The following is a 20,206-nucleotide window of genomic DNA, read 5'->3' as shown; positions in this document are numbered from 1 at the left end:
TGCTGCCACCCCAACGCCATCGTCCCGCCATGAACAAAGCCAGTGAAGCACCCGAGGCGCGCGAGCACCGCCTGACCCTGCCCGAGGTGGTGGACGGCCTGGTGGCCGACGGCCTCATTCCCAAGGGCGTCGGCGAGGCCTTCAAGAAGGAGCGGCGCTACTTCAAGGGCGACATCCATCCGCTGGTCGTCATCGCCGACCAGAAGTGGAAGACGCTCGCCGAGCCGCACCGGGCGCTGACCCTGGAGCACCTGACCGAGTGGCTGGCGCGCCGCACCGGGCTCGACTACCTGCACATCGATCCGCTGAAGATCAACTTCCAGGCCGTCACGGAGGTGATGTCGAACGCCTACGCGACGCGTTTCCGCATTCTGCCGGTCGAGGTGACCACGCGCGAGGTGACGGTCGCCACCGCCGAGCCGTTCCTGCGCGAATGGGAAGCCGAGCTGAAGCCGATTTTGCGCAAGGAAATCCGCCGCGTCGTCGCCAATCCGCAGGACATCGATCGCTACCAGGTCGAGTTCTACAACCTGGCGCGCTCGGTGAAGAAGGCCGAGCAGCAGGGCGAGGTGCGCGGCGGCGTCTCCAGCTTCGAGCAGCTGGTCGAGCTGGGCAAGGCCAACCGCCAGTTCGACGCCAACGACCAGCACATCGTCAGCATCGTCGACTGGCTCTGGCAGTACGCATTCGAGCAGCGCGCCAGCGACATCCACATCGAGCCGCGGCGCGAGCTGGGCATCGTGCGCTTCCGCATCGACGGCGTGCTGCACCAGGTGTACCAGATCCCGATGTCGGTGCTCAACGCCATGACCAGCCGCATCAAGATCCTCGGCCGCATGGACGTGGTGGAGAAGCGCCGCCCGCAGGACGGCCGCGTCAAGACGCGCACGGCGGACGGCCAGGAGATCGAGCTGCGCCTGTCGACGCTGCCGACCGCCTTCGGCGAGAAGCTGGTGATGCGCGTATTCGACCCGGAAGTGCTGGTGCGCGACTTCGCCGAGCTCGGCTTCAACGACGACGACAAGGCGCGCTGGACGCAGATGACCGACAAGCCGAACGGCATCATCCTGGTGACGGGCCCGACCGGTTCGGGCAAGACCACCACGCTGTATTCGACCCTGAAGCAGCTGGCCACGCCGGAAGTCAACGTGTGCACCATCGAGGACCCGATCGAGATGATCGAGTCGTCCTTCAACCAGGTGCAGGTGCAGACCAACATCGACATGACCTTCGCCGCCGGCGTGCGCGCGCTGATGCGGCAGGATCCGGACATCATCATGGTGGGCGAGGTCCGCGACATCGAGACGGCAGACATGGCGGTGCAGGCGGCGCTGACCGGCCACCTGGTGCTGTCCACCCTGCACACCAACGACGCGCCGACGGCGGTGACGCGGCTGCTCGACCTGGGCACGCCGGCCTATCTGCTGAATGCCACGCTGCTGGGCGTGATGGCGCAGCGCCTGGTGCGCACGCTCTGCCCGCACTGCAAGAAGGCGGCGCCGATGACGCCGGAGGAGGAGGATATCTGGCAGGCTATGGTCGCGCCCTGGAAGGCCGCCCGGCCGCAGCAGGTCTATCACCCGGTCGGCTGCCTCGACTGCCGCATGACCGGCTACATGGGCCGCGTCGGACTCTACGAGATCATGCTGATGTCGTCCGAACTGCGCAAGCTGATCACGCCGACGACGGACCTGGCCAGGGTGCGGGAACAGGCCCACCGCGAAGGCATGAAGCCCCTGCGCATCTCCGGCGCGATGAAGGTCGCCGCCGGCCTCACCACCCTCGAGGAAGTCCTCCAGGTGGCGCCGCCGTCGCAGAACGAGTGATCTCTCAGTAGCTCTTGCCGCCCTGGCCGTAGAACGGCGGCCAGCGGCCGACCGCGTTTTCCAGCAGGATCAGCTCGGCGTCGGTGTGGTTGATCACCGCGGCCGGCGCCATCATCTTGCTGCCGGCGGCGCCGATGGTGATCGGGTGGTCGTGGTGCTGGGTCTTGATCGCTTCCTTCTGCTTCGGATCGGCCTTCGGCGTCACTTCGGCCTCGCCGTAGCAGAGGCAGAAATAGGTGCTGGACTCTTCGGCCTCGATGTAGCAGCCGGTGCCGCGGATGCCGATGGTGGCGGTCGGCGTCACCAGTTGCAGGTTGCGCGCCGCGGCCTTGTCGCGGCTCCTGCCGAAGACGCTGAGGACCTTGCCGGTGATGATGCGCATGACCTGGACGCCGGCGTTGTCCTCGAAGGTGATCTTGGTCTTTTCGCGTTGCAGGAAAGCGTCGGGACCGATGATGTAGACGGCCTCGCCGCCTTCCCCGGTCATCACGGTCTGTCCCATCTTGATGTTCAGCCCGATCGAGGCGCGGGTGTTGTCGACGCCGACCGGGCCCTTGAGCCGGCGGAAGCCCGGCGTCGCCGGCAGCGATCCTGCCGAGAGGGCGTCTCGCACCAGGCCAAGGATGCCGCCGGCGCCCAGCGCGCCCGCGGCGACCAGCTTGAGCAGCGATTCGCGGCGGGCCAGACGTTCGATTTCCTGTTCGTTCATTGTGGGGTTCTCCGGTGAAGTCCGCTATTTTCCACTATTTGCTGAGCAGGCGCATGGCCCGTTCCAGGCCTTCCAGGGTCAGCGGGAACATGCGGCTGCCCATCAGGCTGTGCAGGATCGTGATGGAGTGGCGGTAGGGCCACAGGTGCTCCGGCTCGGGATTGAGCCAGACGGCGTGCGGGTAGGTGTCGAGCAGGCGCCGCATCCAGGTGGCGCCGGACTCCTCGTTCATGTATTCCACCGAGCCGCCCGGCTGCATGATCTCGTAGGGGCTCATGGTGGCGTCGCCGACCAGGATCAGCTTGTAGTCGGGGCCGTACTTGTGCATGACGTCCCACAGCGGGAAACGCTCGGAGTGGCGGCGCCGGTTGTCGCGCCAGACGTGGTCGTAGACGCAGTTGTGGAAATAGAAGTACTCGAGGTGCTTGAACTCGGTCTTGGCCGCCGAGAACAGCTCCTCGCAGACGCGGATGTGGTCGTCCATCGAGCCGCCGATGTCGAGGAACAGCAGCACCTTCACCTTGTTGTGCCGCTCCGGGCGCATCAGGATGTCGAGCCAGCCGGCATTGCGCGCGGTCGACGAGATGGTGCCGTCGAGGTCGAGCTCCTCCTCGGCGCCCTCGCGGGCGAAGCGGCGCAGGCGGCGCAGCGCCACCTTGATGTTGCGCGTGCCCAGCTCGAGGGTGTCGTCGAGGTTGCGGTATTCGCGGTTCTCCCAGACCTTGACCGCCGTGCGGTTGCCGGCGGACTCGCCGCCGACGCGGATGCCCTCGGGGTGGTAGCCGTGGGCGCCGAAGGGGCTGCTGCCGCCGGTGCCGATCCACTTCGAGCCGCCGGCATGGCGCTTCTTCTGCTCCTGCAGGCGTTTCTTGAATTCCTCCATCAGCTTGTCCCAGCCGAGCGCCTGCAATTTCGCCTTTTCCTCCGGCGTCAGGTGCTTCTTCGCCATCAGGCGCAGCCAGTCCTCCGGGATGTCCGCCTCCAGGCCGGGGATGCGCTCGACGCCCTTGAAGTATTCGCCGAAGGCCTTGTCGAACTTGTCGTAGTTCGACTCGTCCTTCACCAGGCAGGCGCGCGAGAGGAAGTAGAACTCGTCGATGCTGTGGCCGGCGACGTGCTTCTGCAGGGCCTCCAGCAGGGTGAGGAATTCCTTGGTCGAGACCGGCAGCTTGCTGGCCTTCAGGTGGTGGAAGAAGTCGATCAGCATGCGCGCCTACTTGTGGGCATGGTGGGGGTGGCTGAATGTCTCGCAGCGGTTGCGGCCGTGGTGCTTGGCCTTGTAAAGGGCGTCGTCGCAACAGCGTATCAGATCGTCGGGCGTGCGGGCGTGTTCCGGGTACGCCGACAGCCCGCAGGAAATGGTCGTTTCGAGCTGGAAGTCGCCGAAGGGCACGCGGGTGGCCTGGAAGGTCCGGCGCCACTCCTCGGCGCGCTCCAGCGCGACATCCAGCGGCATGCGCGGCAGCAGGACGAGGAATTCCTCGCCGCCGTAGCGGCAGGGAACGTCTTCCGCCCGGATGTCGCCCCAGAGCAGGGCCGCCAGTTCGCGCAGCACCTTGTCGCCGGCCTGGTGGCCGTAGGTGTCGTTCAGGCGCTTGAAATGGTCGATGTCGATCATGACCAGCGACAGGGGATAGCCTTCCCGCTTGGCGCGGGCCAGCTCGCGCTCGAGGGTCTCGTCGAGGTAACGACGGTTGAAGAGGTTGGTCAGTCCGTCGCGCACCGCCCGCTCGCGCAACTCTTCCTGCAGCCGGTGGATTTCCTCGATCTGGTGCTCCAGCGTCGCATTGGTGCGCTTCAGGTCGGTCTCCATGCGCTTGCGCTCGGAGATGTCGTGCTTGACGGCGACGAAGTGGACCGTATCCCCATGCTCGTTGCGGACCGGCGCGATGGCCATCAGTTCGGTGTACAGGCTGCCGTCCTTGCGCCGGTTGATGATTTCGCCGCGCCAGACACGGCCGGCGCGGATGGTGCCCCACAGTTCGTCGTAGAAGGGCCGGTCCTGCCGTCCGCTGTTGAAGATGCGCGTGTGCTGGCCGACCAGCTCCTCGGCGGCATAGCCGGCAATCGCCGTCAGGGCGGGGTTGACGTACTCGATGACCCCGTCCGGATCGCTGATGGCGATGCCTTCGGCGGCGGCCTCGATGGCGGCGCTGCGCGCGAGCAGCGCCGCCTCCAGCCGCTTGCGCTCGCGCAGGTCGGCGATGGCGACGAACAGGGCCGGCTGGTCGTTCAGCGTGCCAAGCGTGGCGGAGCGCTGGGTCAGCACCGGGGTGCCGTCGCTGCGCAGGAACTCGATGACCTGGTTGCGGACGGAACCGGTGGCGCGCAGTTCCTCGATGAAGCGCTGGCGGGCGGACGGGTCGGGATAGAAGCGCATGACGTTGCTGTCGAGCAACTCGTCGAGCGGCAGCCCGCCGAGATCGGCCGCAGCACGGTTGGCATAGACGATCCTGCCGTCCTCGGGGCGGGTGATCAGCAGGGCGATCGGCGTAGTGTCGGCAATGGTGCGGAATTTCCTGTCGCTTTCGCGCAGCTCGGCCTCGATCTGCTTGCGTCCGGCGATTTCCCGCCTGAGCTTGCGCGTCAGTCCGATGAAGCCGGCCAGCACGGCGGTGAGGATCAGCAGGGCGCCGTAGCTGGCGGCGGCGGCTGCCGTCATGCGCCGCTCGGCGCGCGGCGCCGGATCGTAGAGGAAGCCGTCGAGCGGGAAATCCCGCTCCAGCATGCCGAGGTCGGCATAGGTGTCGGCGATGTGCCGCCAGCGGCCGGGATTCATGTGGCCGATCTCGATGAGGTCCGTCCGCAGCAGTCCCTGCATTTCACGCGCCTCGTAGAGCAGGTGCTCGCGGCTCTTGCGCTTGCCGTGGCGGGCAATGATGAGGTCGGCGATTTCCTGCGGATGCTGCATGGCATAGGCCCAACCCTGGAGGCTGGCGTCGCGAAAGGCCTTCACCCGCTCGGGCTGTCGCGCGAGCAGCTCCGCGGAGGTGAACAGGTTGTCGCCGTAGAAGTCGATGCCGGCGGCGCGCGGGGAAAATTCGAGATAGGCGAACTTCTTCTGCTCGAAGAAGTAGGGCTCGTCGGTGCTGTAGGCGGTCAGCACGTCGGTGCGGCCGTCGATCAGGTCCTGGTGGTCGAAGCTGTGCGGCTGGATCTTGAGAAGCTGCTCGCTGATGCCTTCCTTGCGCAGGTAGGCGAAGACCTCGTCGGCATGCGGCTCGACCATGAGGCGCTTGCCGGCGAGGTCGTGCACGGTGCGGATGCTCGCGTCGCGGCGGGCGGCGAGGATGAAGGGCGAGTGCTGGAAGATGACGGCCAGCGCCACCACCGGCTTGCCTTGGGCGCGGGCCAGGAGCAGCGCCGAATTGGAGACGCCGAACTGGGCGCGGCCCTCGAGGACTTCCTTGACCGGGTCGGTTTCCGGGCCGGCCTCGCGGATGTCGACCTCCAGGCCGGCATTGCGGTAGTAGCCCTTTTCAATCGCCGCGTAGTAGCCGGCGAACTGGAACTGGTGCTTCCATTTCAGCTGAAGCGCGACCTTCTCCAGCGCGCCCGCGGGCAGCGGCAGCAGGGCGGCCAGGAGAAGGAGCAGGCGCATTTCGACCGCTTGTCAGCGATTCTGTCGCGCCATGTAGACGAGGCGCTCGAAGAGGTGCACGTCTTGCTCGTTCTTCAGCAGCGCGCCGTGCAGCGGCGGGATGGCCGCCTTCTGGTCCTTGGCGCGCAGCGCCTCGGGCGGAATGTCCTCGGCGACGAGGAGTTTCAGCCAGTCGAGCAGCTCCGAGGTGGAAGGCTTCTTCTTCAGGCCGGGTATCTCGCGCAGCTCGAAGAAGACCTCCAGCGCCTCGCGGATCAGCGCCTGCTTCAGGCCGGGGAAGTGCACGTCGATGATGCTCTGCATCGTCTCCTTGTCGGGAAACTTGATGTAGTGGAAGAAGCAGCGGCGCAGGAAGGCGTCGGGCAGCTCCTTCTCGTTGTTGCTGGTGATGAAGACGATGGGCCGATTCCTGGCCTTGATCAGCTCGCGCGTCTCGTACACATAGAATTCCATGCGATCGAGCTCGCGCAGCAGGTCGTTGGGGAATTCGATGTCGGCCTTGTCGATCTCGTCGATGAGGATCACCGTCGGCGTCTCGGCGCTGAAGGCCTGCCACAGCACGCCCTTGACGATGTAGTTGGAGATGTCGTGGACGCGGCTGCCGTGCTCGCCGCCGAGCTGGGAGTCGCGCAGGCGCGAGACGGCGTCGTATTCGTAGAGGCCCTGCTGCGCCTTGGTGGTGGACTTGATGTGCCATTGCAGGAGCGGCAGGCCGAGCGCCTCGGCGACGGTTTCGGCCAGCATGGTCTTGCCGGTGCCCGGCTCACCCTTGACGAGCAGCGGGCGCTGCAGGGTGATGGCGGCGTTGACGGCCAGCATGAGGTCCGGCGTGGCGACGTAATCGGTGGAGCCTTCGAAGCGCATGATGAAAATCCGTAGGGATGAAGAGGCAATTATAGATGCTGGGACTGCGGTTTATCCACAGCCGCGGGGGCGTTCCGCAGGCGTTTTTCGATACAATGCAGATTCCCTTCCGAGACAGGAGCGACGATGGAGCACGCGGATTTCTTCGATGCCGACCTCACCGACGAAGCGGCGGTCGAGACGCTGAAGGAAATTTCCGTGCCGCCCTGCCCGGAGATCATTGCCGAGCTGCTCGAGGAGGCCCGGCGCGAGGATATCGACTTCATCCGCATCTCGCGGCTGATCACGGGCGACGTGGCGCTTGCCGCCGCCGTGCTGAAGTCGGCCAATTCGCCGTTCTTCGCCCTGCGCCGCAAGGTGCAGTCGGTGCAGCAGGCGGTGGCGGTGCTGGGTCTGCGCAACCTGCTGAAGATCGTCTATGGCGTCGTGCTCAGGCAGAGCCTGGGCGGGCCGGGCGCGCCGCCGCTGGAGCGCTTCTGGGAGCGCTCCAACTACAACGCCGTGGTGTCGGCCTACCTGGCCGGCCGCCTGCCTGGCGTGTCGACCGACGATGCCTACACCTTCGGCCTCTTCCACGATGCCGGCATCGCCATCCTGACGCAAAAATTTCCCGACTACATCCAGACGATGATGCGGGCCAATGCCTCGACGCTGCCGGTGACGGCGATCGAGGACGAGCACCATCCTACCAACCACGTCGTCGTCGGCGCGCTGCTGGCGCGCAGCTGGTATCTGCCCGAGCAGGTCGTGTGGGCCATCCGCTATCACCACGAACCGTCGATCTTCACGACGCCGCGCAAGCATGCTACGCCGGACGTCTGCCTGCTGGTGGCGATCCGCCTGGTCTCCGAGCACATCGTCGCGCGCTTCCTCAACTATCCCGACGACGCCGAGTGGGAAAACAACAAGGAGGCGGCGCTGGGCCATCTCGGCTGGTTCGAGGACGACATCGACGACCTGGCGCGCGGCCTGGCGGTGGACCTGCGCGAGATCCAGGCGTATCGCTCTACCTGAGGGATCCGGCCTTCCGCCTGACGCATTCCACGTAGGCTTCGCCGTCCGGCGGAGACTGACTTTTCTGCGCACGCCACATCGCCTCGCCGAGGCATTCCAGCACGCCGTGCAGGGCGGCGTGGCGGTCGCCGCTGCGGGCGAGCAGCGCCTCGAAGGCGGCGCGCAGGCCGGGCGGCTGGTCGATGGAGAGCTGCTCCTCGATGGCCAGGTGCAGCGAGAGGTGCAGGAAAGGGTTGGCTTCGCCGGACTCCGGCGTCCACTCGCGCGCCAGCGCGGCCTCGCCGTCGTCGAGCAGCCCGTGGTATTCGGGATGCTGGGCGACGAGACGGATCGCCGCGTCTTCGAGGGGCGAAACGACTTCCTTCGCCCGGTGCTTGCGCCAGGCTTCGATGAAGAAGCGGCGGGCCTGGTCCCGGCTGGGATTAAACATCGGCGGCGAAGAGCGAAAGCACGGCGGCGTTGTGAACCTGCTCGTTGCCGTCGATGAGCGGCGCGATCTGGCCGCCGCCGTAGGCGCCGATCAGCGGCATCCCCGGGAAGCGCTCCCTGACTACCGCCAGGTCGCGGTCCTCGCCGCCGAAGAAGTAGGGGCCGCGGCCGAGGCAGGAGAAGAGCAGGCCGAAGTCCGGCGCCGCACCGAGCTTTCCCGACAGATCCTCGGCGAGGCGCCGCATGTCGCTTTCCGCCGCCAGGCCCTGCCGCATCGCCCAGAAAACCCGGTCGCCGTCGTCCAGCGGCAGCGTCAGCGTGACCGAGCGCTCGTCGTGGCTGGCGGCGATGATCGGCACCAGGGTGAAGCGGCCTTCCTCGATGGCGCCTTCCGGCCGGCCCTTGACGATGCCGGCCGCCAGGAGGTGGAAGGGCAGCTTCTCCATTTCCCGCATCTCCAGGGGCAGCTCGCGCAGCAGCGCATTGAGCGCGGGATGTTCTCCGGCTTTCAGCACGTCGCGGCCGTTGCAGGTTACCGGGCGCGGCTCGCCGAGGATGCGCATGCCGCGCGAGACGCCGATGGCGGCGCGGGCACCGGCGATGGCCGTTTCGCAGCGTCCGTCGACGGCCATCTTGCCGTGGCACCAGATGCGCCCGGCGCCGTGCGCGCTGTTGTCGGTCGACAGCAGGCCATAGCGTTCTCCGCCGTTCGACAGCCAGCCGCGGACGGCCGTGGCCGGCGTGGCCAGGCTGAGCAGCGGGGCGCCCGCCTCGGGATGCGCCGCCAGTCCGCAGTCGCCGCCGAAGACCATGGCGCAGGCGGCAGGGCGGTCGAGCACCCAGTCCTCCTCGGTGAGCACGCCCGGCGCGGTGCAGCCGGTCACCTGCAGGCAGTGCGCGGCGCGCGAGGCGGCCAGCACGGCGGCGTGGGCCTGGTGCACGAAGTCCGTGCTGAGGAAGAGCAGCACGCTGCGGGCGATGCCGGCGCCGGCGCGGGCGAGCGCCGCGCGCACGACATCGGCGGCCAGTTCCGGGTCGGCCTTGTCGGCCGAGGCCAAGGCTGTAGCGATCATCCCGCGGTTTTCTCCGGCCATTCGCACAGGTCGTTGATGAGGCAGTGCGGGCAGTCCGGCTTCAGGGCCTTGCAGACGTAGCGGCCGTGCAGGATCAGCCAGTGGTGGGCGTTGTGGCGGAATTCGGCGGGGACGGCCTTGAGCAGTTTCTCCTCCACCTCGCGCACGTCCTTGCCGGGGGCGAGGCGGCTGCGGTTGGACAGGCGGAAGACGTGGGTGTCCACGGCGATGGCCGGTTCGCCGAAGAGGGTGTTCAGCACCACGTTGGCGGTCTTGCGGCCGACCCCGGGCAGCGCCTCCAGCGCGGCGCGGTCGTGCGGCACCTCGCCGCCGTACCGGTCGAGCAGGATCTGCGACATGGCGGCGACGTTCTTCGCCTTCGACTTGTAGAGGCCGATGCGGCTGATGTAGGGCGTCAGCCCCGCCTCGCCGAGGCGCGCCATCTTCTGCGGCGTGCCGGCCGCCTTGAACAGCTCGCGCGTGGCGAGGTTTACGCTCTTGTCGGTGGCCTGCGCGGAGAGGATCACCGCCACCAGCAGCTGGTAGGGCGTCTTGTATTCGAGTTCGGTAGTCGGGGCGGGATTGGCCTGCGCGAAGCGCTCGAAGATCGTGCGGATTTTCTTCGGGCTCATCGCGGCATTCAGGCGGCAGCCTGGGCGGGCGCCGCCAGGCGGGCGCGTTGCTCGGCGCGGGCGTCCAGCCAGTTGCGTCCGGCGACCATGAAGCCGAGGACGAGGAAGGCGCCGGGCGGCAGGATGGCGACCAGGAAGCCGGGGTAATCCGCCGGCAGCAGCTGCAGGGCGCGCGTGCCGGGAATCACCATCTCGATGCCGGTGAACAGCAAGCCGGTGCCGATGATCTCGCGCAGGCCGCCCAGCACGGCGATGGCCACCACCATGCCGACGCCCATCATGGCGCCGTCCCAGGCGGCGACCAGCGGCGTGTTCTTGGCGGCGAAGGCCTCGACGCGGGCCAGCACGATGCAGTTAACCACGATGAGCGGGATGAAGATGCCGAGCACCAGATACAGCTCGTGCAGCCAGGCGTTCATGGCGAGGTCCACCATCGTCACCAGGGCGGCGATGATGAGGATGAACACCGGGATGCGGATCTCGTGCGGGATGAAGCTGCGCACGCTGGCCACCACGCCGCTCGCCAGCGCCATGACGAGTATGGTGGCCAGTCCCAGGCTGACGCCATTCACGAAAGAGGTGCTGACGGCGAGCAGCGGACAGAGGCCGAGCAGCTGCACCAGGCTGGTGTTCTGCTTCCAGATGCCGTTGTGGGCGATGTCGCGGAATGTGCTCATGGTTTGCCTTCCTCCTCCAGCTTCGATTGTGCCGGAAGTGCGTAGAGGCTGTCGCGGTGGCCGGCGGCGAACTGCAGGGCGCGGCGCACCGCGTTGGTGACGGCGCGGGCGCTGATGGTGGCGCCGGTGCGGGCGTCGAAGCGGCCGCCGTCCTTGCTCACCTTCCAGTCGGCCGCGGCCACCTCGCCGAAGCCCCTGGCATCGAACTGGCGTATCCAGGGCGAGGCCTTGTTGCGGTCCTTCTTCGGGTCGATGTAGTCGCCCAGCCCCGGCGTCTCCTTGTGGCTGACCACGCGCACGCCGATCACGCGGTCGTCGGCGCCGACGGCCACGAGCAGGCGGATGCGGCCGCCGTAGCCGTCCGGCGCCACCGCCTCGAACACCAGGGCCGCCGGCGCGCCGGCCTTGCGCGCGCGGAACAGGCGTACCGGGTCGTCCTGCGCGGCGAGGCCGAGCCCGGCGCGCGGCGCGACGTCGACCCAGTCTGCCAGCAGCGCATTGTCGTAGAGGGCGGCGGGCAGGACCTCGCCCACCAGTTTCATCTTCTCCGCCTCGGCGCTGGCGTCGATGGCCGGCTTGGTGGCCTTGTAGGTCGCCGCCATGAGCGTGGTGAACACCGCGGTGAATACCGTCAGGATGGCGGCGGTGCGCAGGGAGGCGCGGGCGGCATTCCGCTCGGTCATGGCGTTCCGCCCTTCTGCTCGTCCTTGTGCCCGAACACCGGCGGCTGGGTGCCCATGTCGATCAGCGGCACGCACAGGTTCATCAGCAGCACGCCGAAGGCCATGCCGTCGGGGTAGGCGCCGAAGGTGCGGATGATCCAGGCGAGGAGGGCCACCCCGGCGGCGAAGATCAGCTTGCCGCGCGGCGTCGTCGCGCCGGACACCGGATCGGTGAGGATGAAGAAGGCACCCAGCATGGCGCCGCCGGTGACGACGTGGAAGACCGGGCCGGCATAGCGGTCCGGGTTGGCCAGGCTGAAGCCGCCGGCGATCAGCGCCAGCACGCCGAGGAAGGCGACCGGCACGTGCCAGGTGATGACGCGCTGCTGCAGCAGCCAGAGGCCGCCGAGAAGGTAGGCCAGCGCGATCCACTCCCAGCCCTTGCCGCCGATGTTGCCGAAGCTGGCGTGCGAGCCGAGCACGCCGGCCACGGTGGCGCGCGCCTCCGGTACGTGCAACTGGGTGCGCAGGGCGTCGAGGGGCGTGGCCATCGTCACGGCGTCCTGCGCGGACTGACTTTGGAAGACGACGGCCATCTGCGCGGAGAAATCGGTGAATCCGACCGCCGGCCACTTCGACATCAGGGCCGGGAAGGCGATGATCGAGACGCAGAAGGCGACCATCGCCGGGTTGAAGGGGTTCTGGCCGAGGCCGCCGTAGAGGTGCTTGGCGACGACGATGGCGAACAGGGTGGCCGAGACGGTGAGCCACCATGGCGCGATGGGCGGGAAGGTCAGTGCGATCAGCCAGGCCGTCACCAGGGCGCTGCCGTCGGAGAGGAACAGGCCGACCGGCTTGCCGCGCAGCCTGAGCATGGCCGCCTCGCCGGCCAGCGCCGCGGCGGACGCCAGGGCGATCTGTACGAGGATGGCCGCGCCGAAGAACCAGACGTAGACCGCGATGCCGGGCACGAGGGCGGCCAGCACCTTGAACATGATGAGCCGGACGCTGATGGGCAAATGCAGATGGGGGGAGGTGCCGTTCATTTTTTATACCGGTTCCTCGGGGGGGGTCTTGGCGATCTCGCGCACCTTGGCGCGGCGCGCCTCGATCTCGCGGATCTCGGCCTGTTTTTCCGGTGCCAGGTTGTCGGTGTTCTTCGGCTGCACGCCTTCCTTCTGCGCGCGGGCGCGTTCGACGGCCGCGGCGATCAATGCCTTCTTGGCTTCGTCCAGATGCGGCAACGCCGGCGTTTGTTCCGCCGCGGCCGGAGATGGCGCGGCGGCGGCCGGCTTCTCGCCGCCGGCGATGGCCTGCCGGGCGGCGGCGGTCTTGGCGGCGAGGCGCTCGGCCTTTTCCTTCTGTTCGCGCTCGGTGCGGAAATTGCGGAATTCGAAGCGCAGGCGCGCCGCGTCGGAGGCGTTCTTCTCGCGTTCCAGCGCGCGCATCGAGGTCTTGGCGAAGCGATAGTAGTCCACCAGGCGGATGTTCGAGGGGCAGACGTAGGCGCAGCAGCCGCATTCGATGCAGTCGAAGATGTGGTATTCCTGCGCCTTGCCGAAGTTCTTCGCGCGCGAGAACCAGTACAGCTCGTGCGGCTGCAGCTCGGCCGGGCAGGCGCGGGTGCAGGCGCCGCAGCGAATGCAGGGCATTTCCTGGCCCGGCGGCGGAAACAGCGCCGGACTGGCGGCGAGGATGCAGTTGGCCGCCTTGGTGACCGGCAGGTCGGTGCGCGGCAGGGTGAAGCCCATCATCGGGCCGCCCATGACGTAGCGATCGGTATCGCCTTTTGGCCCGACCAGCGCGAGCAGGTCGTCGATCGGCGTGCCGATCAGCACTTCGAAATTCCCCGGCCGTTCGACGTTGCCGGTGAGCGTGACGATGCGCGAGACGAGCGGTTCGCCCAGTTCGACGGCGCGGTGCACGCTCCAGGCGGTGCCGACATTGAAGCATTGCACGCCGAACTCGGGGCCGATGCGGCCGTAGGGTATCTCGATGCCGGTGAGCACGCGGATCAGCTGCTTCTCGCCGCCGGCCGGGTAGCGCGTCGGCACCGGCACGACTTCGATGCCTTCCGATCGGGCGGTTGCGGCGCGCATGGCGGCGATGGCCTGCGGCTTGTTGTCCTCGATGCCGATCAGCACGCGCTCCGCCGAGGCGATGTGGCGGAGGATGGCGATGCCGCGCACGATGTCCCCGGCCCGCTCGCGCATCAGCAGGTCGTCGCACGTGATCCACGGCTCGCATTCGGCGCCGTTGACGATCAGGTTGCCGATGCGGCCGGAAGCGCCCGGCTTCAGCTTGAGGTGGCTGGGGAAGGTGGCGCCGCCGAGGCCGACGATGCCCGAGTCGCGCAGCAGGTCGCGCAGGGCGTCCGGGGATTCCGCCGCGTAGTTTGCCGGCACGCGCTCGATCCAGCGCTCCTCGCCGTCCGGCTCGATCACCACGCAGGGCGCCGACAGGCCCGAGGGATGCGGCAGCATGCGGTGTTCGATCGACAGGACGGTCCCCGAGGTGGGGGCGTGGATGGCGGCGGAAAAGCTGCCCTCGGGCGCGCCGATGCGTTCGCCCTTGAGCACCTTCTGTCCCGCCTTAACCAGCGGCAGCGGCGTGCCGCCCGCACTCTGGCGCAGCGGCACGACCAGCCGAGCCGGCAGCGGCGCGCGCACGATGGGCGCGCGCGTCGATTCGTCCTTGTGCGAGGCCGGCTTGACGCCGCCCCTGAACTTGAACAGGCTGGCGAGCATCAGGCCGGCTCCTTCAGCCTGATGGTCACCACCGGGTATTTCCACTTCCAGGTCTCCACCGTCTCCGGCACCGGCACCATGCGGATGCAGTCGACCGGGCAGGGCGGCACGCACAGCTCGCAGCCGGTGCACAGCGGCGCGACGATGGTGTGCATCTGCTTGGCCGCGCCGACGATGGCGTCCACCGGGCAGGCCTGGGTGCACAGCGTGCAGCCGATGCACAGGGCCTCGTCGATGACGGCCACCTGCTTCGGCTTTTCCACGCCGTGCTCGGCGGAGAGCGGCTTGAATTCCTTGCCGAGGAGGTCGGCCAGCTTGCGGATGCCTTCCTCGCCGCCGGGCGGGCACTGGTTGATCTCGGCCTCGCCTTTGGCGATGGCCTGGGCGTAGGGCTTGCAGCCGGGGAAGCCGCACTGGCCGCATTGCGTCTGCGGCAGGATGGCGTCGATCTTGTCCACCAGCGGATCGCCCTTGACCTTGAAGCGGACGGAGGCGAAACCGAGCATCGCACCGAGCACCAATGCGATGCCGGCCATGACGAGCAGCGCAGTCAACATCAGTACTTGTCCAGCCCGGCGAAGCCCATGAAGGCGATGCTCATCAGGCCGGCGGTGATCATGGCGATGGCCGTGCCGCGGAACGGCAGGGGCACGTCGGCGCCCTCGAGCCGCTCGCGCAGGCTGCCGAACAGCACCAGCGCCAGCGAGAAGCCCACCGCGCTGCCGAAGCCGAACAGCAGCGATTCGAGCAGATTGTGCTTGAAGGCGATGTTGAGCAGCGGCACGCCGAGCACGGCGCAGTTGGTGGTGATGAGGGGCAGGTAGATGCCGAGCACTTGGTGCAGCAGCGGGCTGGTCTTCTGAATCACCATTTCGGTGAGCTGCACCAGGCCGGCGATGACGACGATGAAGGACAGGGTGCGCAGGTATTCGAGGCCGTTCGGCAGCAGCAGGTAGCGGTCGATCAGATAGGACGCGCCTGAGGCGACGGTCAGCACGAAGGTGGTGGCCGCGCTCATGCCGATGGCCGTCTCCAGCTTCTTCGAGACGCCCATGAAGGGGCACAGGCCGAGGACGCGGCCGAAGACGACGTTATTGACGAGAACGGCGCCGATGACGATGAAGAGATAGCCGGTCATTTGGGAGTGCTGGATCGCGACCGCAAATTATCGCTTTTCGCGGCGCAGCATACAACCCTGGTGCGGTTATAGGCTTATGACTTTTATGAATTTCTCAGTGCATCCCGGGCAGGGGTGAAGGCGCGCCCGGTGTCTTCGGCAAGACCGGCGTGGGTCACCTTGCCGGCATGCACCTGCAAGCCCTCCATGAGTCCGGTGTCCTCCTCGAGCGCCCGGCGCAGTCCGAGGTTGGCCAGCCTGAGGGCATGGGGCAGGGTGGCCTGGGTCAGCGCCAGCGTTGCCGTACGCGCCACCGCCGAGGGCATGTTCGGCACGCAGTAGTGCACGACGTCTTCCTCGACGAAGATCGGATTCGTGTGTGAAGTCGGCCGCGAGGTTTCGGCGATGCCGCCCTGGTCGATGCCGACGTCGACGACGACCGAACCGGGGCGCATCCTGCGCAGCAGCGCACGCGAGATGCACTTCGGCGACAGCTTGCCGGGAATCAGCACGGCGCCGATGACGAGGTCGGCGTCGACGATGGCGTGCTCGAGCGTGAGCGGGTCGGCGACGCAGGTCGTGATGCGGCCGCGGTAGATGCGGTCGAGCGCGGCGATCTTCTCGATGCCGCGGTCGAAGACCGTCACCTGGGCGCCCATGCCGACGGCGATCTGCAGGGCATTGGCGCCGACGTTGCCGGCGCCGACGATGACCACCTTGCCCGGCGGCACGCCGGCGACGCCGCCGAGCAGCACGCCGGAGCCGCCGTTGGCCATCTGCAGGGCCCAGGCGCCGACCTGCGGGGCGAGGCGGCCGGCCACCCGCGACATGGGCGCCAGCAGCGGCAGCTCGCCATGCGCATCGGCGACGGTTTCATAGGCGACGCAGGAGAGGCCGCAGTCGATGACGTGCTGCAGCAGGTCGGGGTCGGGGGCGAAGTGCTGGTAGGCGAAGAGCAGCTGGCCGGGTCGCGTCAGGGGGAATTCCGCCGCCTGCAGTTCCTTGACCTTGACGACCATGTCCGCGCGGCCATAGGCCTCGGCGGCGCTCGCCGCGATGCGGGCGCCGGCGGCTACGTAATCGGCGTCGGCGAAGCCGACGCGGGCACCGGCATTCGCCTCGACGAGGACTTCATGGCCGGCCAAAGTCAGTGCGTGCGCCCCGGCGGGCGTCAGGCCGACGCGGTATTCGTGGTTCTTGATCTCCTTCGGGACGCCGACCTTCATGGTGCTCTCCTCAGAAATCCCGCGTCGCCTCGATGGCTTCCTTCACCAGCGCCGGGCCGCGGTAGATGAGGCCGGTGTAGAGCTGCACCAGCTGCGCACCGGCCTCCAGCTTGGCGCGTGCCGCCTTCCCGTCCATGACGCCGCCGACGCCGATCAGCGGGATCTCATTGCCGAGGTAGTGGGACAGGGCGTCGAGCACGTGGGTGGCCTTCTCGAAGACCGGCGCGCCGGAGAGGCCGCCGGCCTCGCCGGCATGGGCGAGGTGTTCGACGCCCGCGCGCGAGACCGTCGTGTTGGTGGCGATGGCCGCGTCGATGCGGTGGCGGCGCAGGGAATCTGCGATGACGAGGATCTGCGCCTCGTCCAGATCCGGCGCGATTTTCAGTGCCAGCGGCACGTAGCGGCCTTGCTGCTGGGCGAGGGACTCCTGCTCGCGCTTGAGCGGGGCGAGCAGGCCGTCGAGTTCGGATTCACCCTGCAGCTGGCGCAGGTCCTTGGTGTTGGGCGAGGAGATGTTCACCGTCACGTAGCTGGCATGAGCGTACACCTTGCGCAGGCAGGCGAGGTAGTCGTCGGCGGCGCGCTCGATCGGCGTGTCGAAGTTCTTGCCGATGTTGATGCCGAGAATGCCTTTCCAGGCGGCGCGCTGCACGTTGGCGACGAGGGCGTCGACGCCGTGGTTGTTGAAGCCCATGCGGTTGATGATGGCCCGCCGTTGCGGCAGGCGAAACAGGCGCGGCTTCGGATTGCCGGCCTGCGGGCGCGGCGTCACCGTGCCGATCTCGATGTGGCCGAAGCCCAGTGCGGCGAGCCCCTCGATGCACTCGCCGTTCTTGTCGAGGCCGGCGGCCAGGCCGATGCGGTTGGGGAATTCCAGACCCATCACGCGTACCGGCTTGCCGGCCGGCGCGGCACAGGCAACGGGCAGGTGCAGCGCACGTGCGGTGCGCAGGCTGGCGAGGGTCAGGTCGTGGGCGGTTTCGGCGTCGAGCGCGAAGAGGAAGGGGCGGGCGAATTCGTAGAGCATGGCGCGATTCTAACGCAAGGCGCCGATCGGCCCGGCCGGCTAGCGGCGCAGCAGGTCTTCGTCGTCGAGCTCGCGCCAGGCGCCGCCGACGCGTCCCTCGATGGGGCGGAAATTCGCCTTGTAGGCCATCTTGCGGCTTTCGCCGATCCAGTAGCCGAGGTAGAGGTAGGGCAGGCCGAGGGAACGGCACTGGGCCACCTGCCAGAGGATGCACCAGGTGCCGAAGCTGGCGCCGGGCACGTCCGGGTCGAAGAAGGTGTAGACCGAGGATAGCCCGTCAGTGAGCACGTCTACGATGCTCACCATGCGCAGGATGCCGTCCTGCCGGAATTCGACCAGCCGGCTGTCGACATGGCTTTGCAGCAGGAAATGGGCGTACTGCTCGCGGCTGTCCTGGTCCATGCCGCCGCCGGAGTGGCGCGAGGCCTGGTAGCGCTGGTAGAGCTCGTAGTGCTCCTCGCGGAAGGCCAGCGGCAGTTCGCTGGCGACGAGGCCGTCGTGGCGCGCTGCCGAGCGGCGCTGGGCGCGGTTCGGCGCGAAGCGGCCGACCGGCAGGCGCACGGGGACGCAGGCGCGGCAGGCATCGCAATAGGGACGGTAGGTGAAGATGCCGCTGCGGCGGAAGCCGGAGCGCACCAGTTCGCTGTAGATGCGGGCGTCGATGAGGTGGCTGGGCGTGGCGACCTGCGAACGGGCGACGCGGCCGGGCAGGTACGAGCAGGCGTAGGGCGCGGTGGCGTAGAACTGCAGCAGGGGAAAGGGCAGGTCCTTCAGCAGGCTCATGTGTTGTCCACACCAAACAGATTCTTCGCGCCGTCCCGCGGCCACATGCCGGGCCCCTGGCCTTCGCGGGTCCAGGTTGCCAGGCCGCCCGCCAGTTCGCGCCGCCGGATTTCGCGTGCGCCGAGCGACGCCAGGTGCGCGGTTTTCATCTGGCAATCTATCACGGCGAATCCGCGGCATTCAAGATAGCGCACCAGGTGGGCGAGGGCGATTTTCGAGGCGTCGGTGACGCGGGTGAACATCGATTCGCCGTAGAAGGCGCGTCCGATCGCCATGCCGTACAGCCCGCCGGCGAGCTTGCCGTCGATCCAGGTCTCGACGCAATGGGCATGGCCGAGTTCGTGCAGGCGGACGTAGGCCTGCTGCATTTCCGGGGTGATCCAGGTGCCGTCCTGGCCCGGCCGCGGCAGGCTGCATTCGCGGATCACCGTCGCAAAGGCCGTGTCGAGTCGCATTTCGTAGCCTCCGCGCCGCAGCGTCCTGGCGAGCGAACGCGCGATTTTCAGTTCCGCCGGAAACAGCACCATGCGCGGGTCCGGACTCCACCAGAGGATGGGTTCGCCTGCGGAGAACCAGGGAAAGATGCCGTGGCGGTAGGCATCCAGCAGACGCTCCGGCGACAGGTCGCCGCCGGCGCAGAGCAGGCCGTTGGGGCGGCGCAGCGCCTTCTCCACGGGCGGAAACGGCGCATCGCCTTCCAGCCAGGGAATCATGCGTTGCGAAAAACGACCACGTGGTCTACATCCAGGCGGATGCCGATCTTCTCGCCGATGGCGTGGTTGTGGTGGCTGGGCACCAGCGACAGCACGCGCTTGCCGCTGGGCAGCTTGAGGGTGTAGAGGAATTCGGCGCCGCGGAAGGCCTTCGCCACGACCTCGGCCTGCGTGGCGGCCGCATCGTCGTGCACAACGTCGTCCGGCCGCAGCAGGACCGACACGCGGCAGTCCTTGCCGCACTGCCTGCAGCCGGCGATGCAGTCGGTCGGGATGGAGCCGGACAGGGTGCCCAGTTCGATCCGCACCTCGCGCGAATTGATCACCTCGCCCTGCAGGAAGACGCCCTGTCCGACGAAATCCGCGACGAAGCGATTGGCCGGGCGGTGGTAGAGGTTGTACGGCGTGTCCCACTGCTGGATGCGCCCCTCGTGCATGATGCCGATCTCGTCGGCCACGGCGAAGGCCTCGTGCTGGTCGTGGGTGACCAGGATGGCGGTGATGCCGGACTGCTTGAGGATGTCGCGCACTTCCAGCGAGAGCCGCTCGCGCAGGTCGACATCGAGGTTCGAGAAGGGTTCGTCGAGCAGCAGCAGGTGGGGCTTCGGCGCCAGGGCGCGGGCCAGCGCGACGCGCTGCTGCTGGCCGCCGGAAAGTTCGTGCGGATACTTGCCGCCGGACCCGGCGAGGCCCACCGTGACGAGCAGTTCCTCGATGCGCGTGCGTCGTTCCGCTTCGCCGGCATGGCGCAGGCCGAAGGCGATGTTGTCGGCGACGCTCAAGTGCGGGAACAGGGCATAGTCCTGGAAGACCATGCCGATGCGGCGCTGTTCCGGCGGCACATGCCGCCCGGGGCTGCTGACGGGCGCTCCGTTGAGGTGGATTTCACCGGAACTGATGTGCTCGAAACCGGCGATGGCGCGCAGTACCGTCGTCTTGCCGCAACCGGAAGGGCCAAGCAGGCAGCCGATCGATCCTTTCTCGAGGGCGCAGGAAAGATCGATCACCACGGCGTGGTTGCCGTAGGCATGGGAAATGTTCTTGAGTTCGAGCAGGGGCATATAGGCTAATCGATTACAATTCGTATTATGCGTCAGCCAACCGTC

The 20,206-nt window shown here is 67.8% G+C and carries 20 protein-coding genes; 2 read left to right on the top strand and 18 right to left on the bottom strand.

Features of this window, described 5'->3' with window-relative positions; all coding sequences use genetic code 11:
- Positions 1 to 29 precede the first annotated feature (29 nt).
- On the top strand, positions 30 to 1,826 hold the full coding sequence (locus ROZ00_07145; protein ID MDT3735982.1) for a GspE/PulE family protein: 1,797 nt from the start codon (positions 30 to 32) through the stop codon (positions 1,824 to 1,826).
- Positions 1,827 to 1,830: 4 nt separating this feature from the next.
- Here ROZ00_07145 and ROZ00_07140 read toward each other — a convergent pair whose 3' ends face one another.
- Genes ROZ00_07140 through ROZ00_07125 form a run of 4 tightly spaced genes read right to left on the bottom strand, consistent with a single transcriptional unit; the run spans position 1,831 to position 7,000 of the window.
- The gene (locus ROZ00_07140) at positions 1,831 to 2,535 is read right to left on the bottom strand and encodes a hypothetical protein (protein ID MDT3735981.1); all 705 of its coding nucleotides are present in this window, start codon (positions 2,533 to 2,535) and stop codon (positions 1,831 to 1,833) included.
- 34 nt (positions 2,536 to 2,569) lie between these two features.
- Positions 2,570 to 3,742, bottom strand: coding sequence for a VWA domain-containing protein (locus tag ROZ00_07135; protein MDT3735980.1), 1,173 nt, complete (start codon positions 3,740 to 3,742; stop codon positions 2,570 to 2,572).
- A gap of 6 nt (positions 3,743 to 3,748) precedes the next feature.
- A complete protein-coding gene (locus tag ROZ00_07130) occupies positions 3,749 to 6,136 on the bottom strand; it encodes a diguanylate cyclase (GenBank protein MDT3735979.1) in 2,388 nt (795 codons plus the stop codon).
- 12 nt (positions 6,137 to 6,148) lie between these two features.
- A complete protein-coding gene (locus tag ROZ00_07125) occupies positions 6,149 to 7,000 on the bottom strand; it encodes a MoxR family ATPase (GenBank protein ID MDT3735978.1) in 852 nt (283 codons plus the stop codon).
- Between the two features lie 126 nt (positions 7,001 to 7,126).
- Here ROZ00_07125 and ROZ00_07120 point away from each other — a divergent pair, with 126 nt between their 5' ends.
- On the top strand, positions 7,127 to 8,014 hold the full coding sequence (locus ROZ00_07120; GenBank protein MDT3735977.1) for an HDOD domain-containing protein: 888 nt from the start codon (positions 7,127 to 7,129) through the stop codon (positions 8,012 to 8,014).
- Here ROZ00_07120 and ROZ00_07115 read toward each other — a convergent pair.
- The 14 genes from ROZ00_07115 to ROZ00_07050 form a co-directional block, all read right to left on the bottom strand.
- On the bottom strand, positions 8,007 to 8,444 hold the full coding sequence (locus tag ROZ00_07115; protein ID MDT3735976.1) for a DUF1841 family protein: 438 nt from the start codon (positions 8,442 to 8,444) through the stop codon (positions 8,007 to 8,009). The genes ROZ00_07120 and ROZ00_07115 overlap by 8 nt on opposite strands.
- The gene (locus ROZ00_07110; GenBank protein MDT3735975.1) at positions 8,437 to 9,516 is read right to left on the bottom strand and encodes an FIST C-terminal domain-containing protein; all 1,080 of its coding nucleotides are present in this window, start codon (positions 9,514 to 9,516) and stop codon (positions 8,437 to 8,439) included. Before ROZ00_07110 ends, ROZ00_07115 begins: the two co-directional genes overlap by 8 nt.
- On the bottom strand, positions 9,513 to 10,148 hold the full coding sequence (gene nth, locus ROZ00_07105) for an endonuclease III (protein MDT3735974.1): 636 nt from the start codon (positions 10,146 to 10,148) through the stop codon (positions 9,513 to 9,515). The genes ROZ00_07110 and nth overlap by 4 nt, the downstream gene beginning before the upstream one ends.
- Positions 10,149 to 10,156: 8 nt before the next feature.
- Entirely contained in the window at positions 10,157 to 10,825 is a 669-nt protein-coding gene (locus ROZ00_07100; protein MDT3735973.1) for an electron transport complex subunit E, read from the bottom strand.
- The gene (gene rsxG / locus ROZ00_07095; GenBank protein MDT3735972.1) at positions 10,822 to 11,508 is read right to left on the bottom strand and encodes an electron transport complex subunit RsxG; all 687 of its coding nucleotides are present in this window, start codon (positions 11,506 to 11,508) and stop codon (positions 10,822 to 10,824) included. The genes ROZ00_07100 and rsxG overlap by 4 nt, the downstream gene beginning before the upstream one ends.
- Positions 11,505 to 12,533, bottom strand: a complete 1,029-nt coding sequence (locus ROZ00_07090) for an RnfABCDGE type electron transport complex subunit D (GenBank protein ID MDT3735971.1) — start codon at positions 12,531 to 12,533, stop codon at positions 11,505 to 11,507. Before ROZ00_07090 ends, rsxG begins: the two co-directional genes overlap by 4 nt.
- A gap of 3 nt (positions 12,534 to 12,536) precedes the next feature.
- Positions 12,537 to 14,234, bottom strand: coding sequence for an electron transport complex subunit RsxC (gene rsxC, locus ROZ00_07085; protein ID MDT3735970.1), 1,698 nt, complete (start codon positions 14,232 to 14,234; stop codon positions 12,537 to 12,539).
- Positions 14,234 to 14,791, bottom strand: coding sequence for an electron transport complex subunit RsxB (gene rsxB, locus ROZ00_07080; GenBank protein MDT3735969.1), 558 nt, complete (start codon positions 14,789 to 14,791; stop codon positions 14,234 to 14,236). The genes rsxC and rsxB overlap by 1 nt, the downstream gene beginning before the upstream one ends.
- Entirely contained in the window at positions 14,791 to 15,372 is a 582-nt protein-coding gene (gene rsxA / locus ROZ00_07075; protein MDT3735968.1) for an electron transport complex subunit RsxA, read from the bottom strand. The genes rsxB and rsxA overlap by 1 nt, the downstream gene beginning before the upstream one ends.
- Positions 15,373 to 15,455: 83 nt before the next feature.
- Positions 15,456 to 16,577 (bottom strand): alanine dehydrogenase, encoded by a 1,122-nt coding sequence (ald, locus tag ROZ00_07070; protein ID MDT3735967.1) that lies wholly within the window; start codon positions 16,575 to 16,577, stop codon positions 15,456 to 15,458.
- A 10-nt stretch (positions 16,578 to 16,587) separates the two neighbouring features.
- Positions 16,588 to 17,604 (bottom strand): quinone-dependent dihydroorotate dehydrogenase, encoded by a 1,017-nt coding sequence (locus ROZ00_07065; protein MDT3735966.1) that lies wholly within the window; start codon positions 17,602 to 17,604, stop codon positions 16,588 to 16,590.
- Positions 17,605 to 17,643: 39 nt separating this feature from the next.
- Positions 17,644 to 18,387: an arginyltransferase gene (locus ROZ00_07060; protein MDT3735965.1), complete on the bottom strand. Its 744-nt coding sequence runs from the start codon at positions 18,385 to 18,387 to the stop codon at positions 17,644 to 17,646.
- Positions 18,384 to 19,100, bottom strand: coding sequence for a leucyl/phenylalanyl-tRNA--protein transferase (aat, locus tag ROZ00_07055; GenBank protein ID MDT3735964.1), 717 nt, complete (start codon positions 19,098 to 19,100; stop codon positions 18,384 to 18,386). Before aat ends, ROZ00_07060 begins: the two co-directional genes overlap by 4 nt.
- Entirely contained in the window at positions 19,097 to 20,161 is a 1,065-nt protein-coding gene (locus tag ROZ00_07050) for an ABC transporter ATP-binding protein (GenBank protein ID MDT3735963.1), read from the bottom strand. The genes aat and ROZ00_07050 overlap by 4 nt, the downstream gene beginning before the upstream one ends.
- Between the last annotated feature and the right edge of the window lie 45 nt (positions 20,162 to 20,206).

Source organism: Denitratisoma sp. (genome assembly GCA_032027165.1).
GTDB lineage: Bacteria > Pseudomonadota > Gammaproteobacteria > Burkholderiales > Rhodocyclaceae > Desulfobacillus.
This window is presented reverse-complemented; position numbering and strand designations above follow the sequence as displayed.

Bases quoted from the DNA above. Each gene is read 5' to 3' on its own strand.
- ROZ00_07145 (MDT3735982.1), top strand. From the start codon at position 30: ATGAACAAAGCCAGTGAAGCACCCGAGGCGCGCGAGCACCGCCTGACC.
- ROZ00_07140 (MDT3735981.1), bottom strand. From the start codon at position 2,535: ATGAACGAACAGGAAATCGAACGTCTGGCCCGCCGCGAATCGCTGCTC.
- ROZ00_07135 (MDT3735980.1), bottom strand. From the start codon at position 3,742: ATGCTGATCGACTTCTTCCACCACCTGAAGGCCAGCAAGCTGCCGGTC.
- ROZ00_07130 (MDT3735979.1), bottom strand. From the start codon at position 6,136: ATGCGCCTGCTCCTTCTCCTGGCCGCCCTGCTGCCGCTGCCCGCGGGC.
- ROZ00_07125 (MDT3735978.1), bottom strand. From the start codon at position 7,000: ATGCGCTTCGAAGGCTCCACCGATTACGTCGCCACGCCGGACCTCATG.
- ROZ00_07120 (MDT3735977.1), top strand. From the start codon at position 7,127: ATGGAGCACGCGGATTTCTTCGATGCCGACCTCACCGACGAAGCGGCG.
- ROZ00_07115 (MDT3735976.1), bottom strand. From the start codon at position 8,444: ATGTTTAATCCCAGCCGGGACCAGGCCCGCCGCTTCTTCATCGAAGCC.
- ROZ00_07110 (MDT3735975.1), bottom strand. From the start codon at position 9,516: ATGATCGCTACAGCCTTGGCCTCGGCCGACAAGGCCGACCCGGAACTG.
- nth (MDT3735974.1), bottom strand. From the start codon at position 10,148: ATGAGCCCGAAGAAAATCCGCACGATCTTCGAGCGCTTCGCGCAGGCC.
- ROZ00_07100 (MDT3735973.1), bottom strand. From the start codon at position 10,825: ATGAGCACATTCCGCGACATCGCCCACAACGGCATCTGGAAGCAGAAC.
- rsxG (MDT3735972.1), bottom strand. From the start codon at position 11,508: ATGACCGAGCGGAATGCCGCCCGCGCCTCCCTGCGCACCGCCGCCATC.
- ROZ00_07090 (MDT3735971.1), bottom strand. From the start codon at position 12,533: ATGAACGGCACCTCCCCCCATCTGCATTTGCCCATCAGCGTCCGGCTC.
- rsxC (MDT3735970.1), bottom strand. From the start codon at position 14,234: ATGCTCGCCAGCCTGTTCAAGTTCAGGGGCGGCGTCAAGCCGGCCTCG.
- rsxB (MDT3735969.1), bottom strand. From the start codon at position 14,791: ATGTTGACTGCGCTGCTCGTCATGGCCGGCATCGCATTGGTGCTCGGT.
- rsxA (MDT3735968.1), bottom strand. From the start codon at position 15,372: ATGACCGGCTATCTCTTCATCGTCATCGGCGCCGTTCTCGTCAATAAC.
- ald (MDT3735967.1), bottom strand. From the start codon at position 16,577: ATGAAGGTCGGCGTCCCGAAGGAGATCAAGAACCACGAATACCGCGTC.
- ROZ00_07065 (MDT3735966.1), bottom strand. From the start codon at position 17,604: ATGCTCTACGAATTCGCCCGCCCCTTCCTCTTCGCGCTCGACGCCGAA.
- ROZ00_07060 (MDT3735965.1), bottom strand. From the start codon at position 18,387: ATGAGCCTGCTGAAGGACCTGCCCTTTCCCCTGCTGCAGTTCTACGCC.
- aat (MDT3735964.1), bottom strand. From the start codon at position 19,100: ATGATTCCCTGGCTGGAAGGCGATGCGCCGTTTCCGCCCGTGGAGAAG.
- ROZ00_07050 (MDT3735963.1), bottom strand. From the start codon at position 20,161: ATGCCCCTGCTCGAACTCAAGAACATTTCCCATGCCTACGGCAACCAC.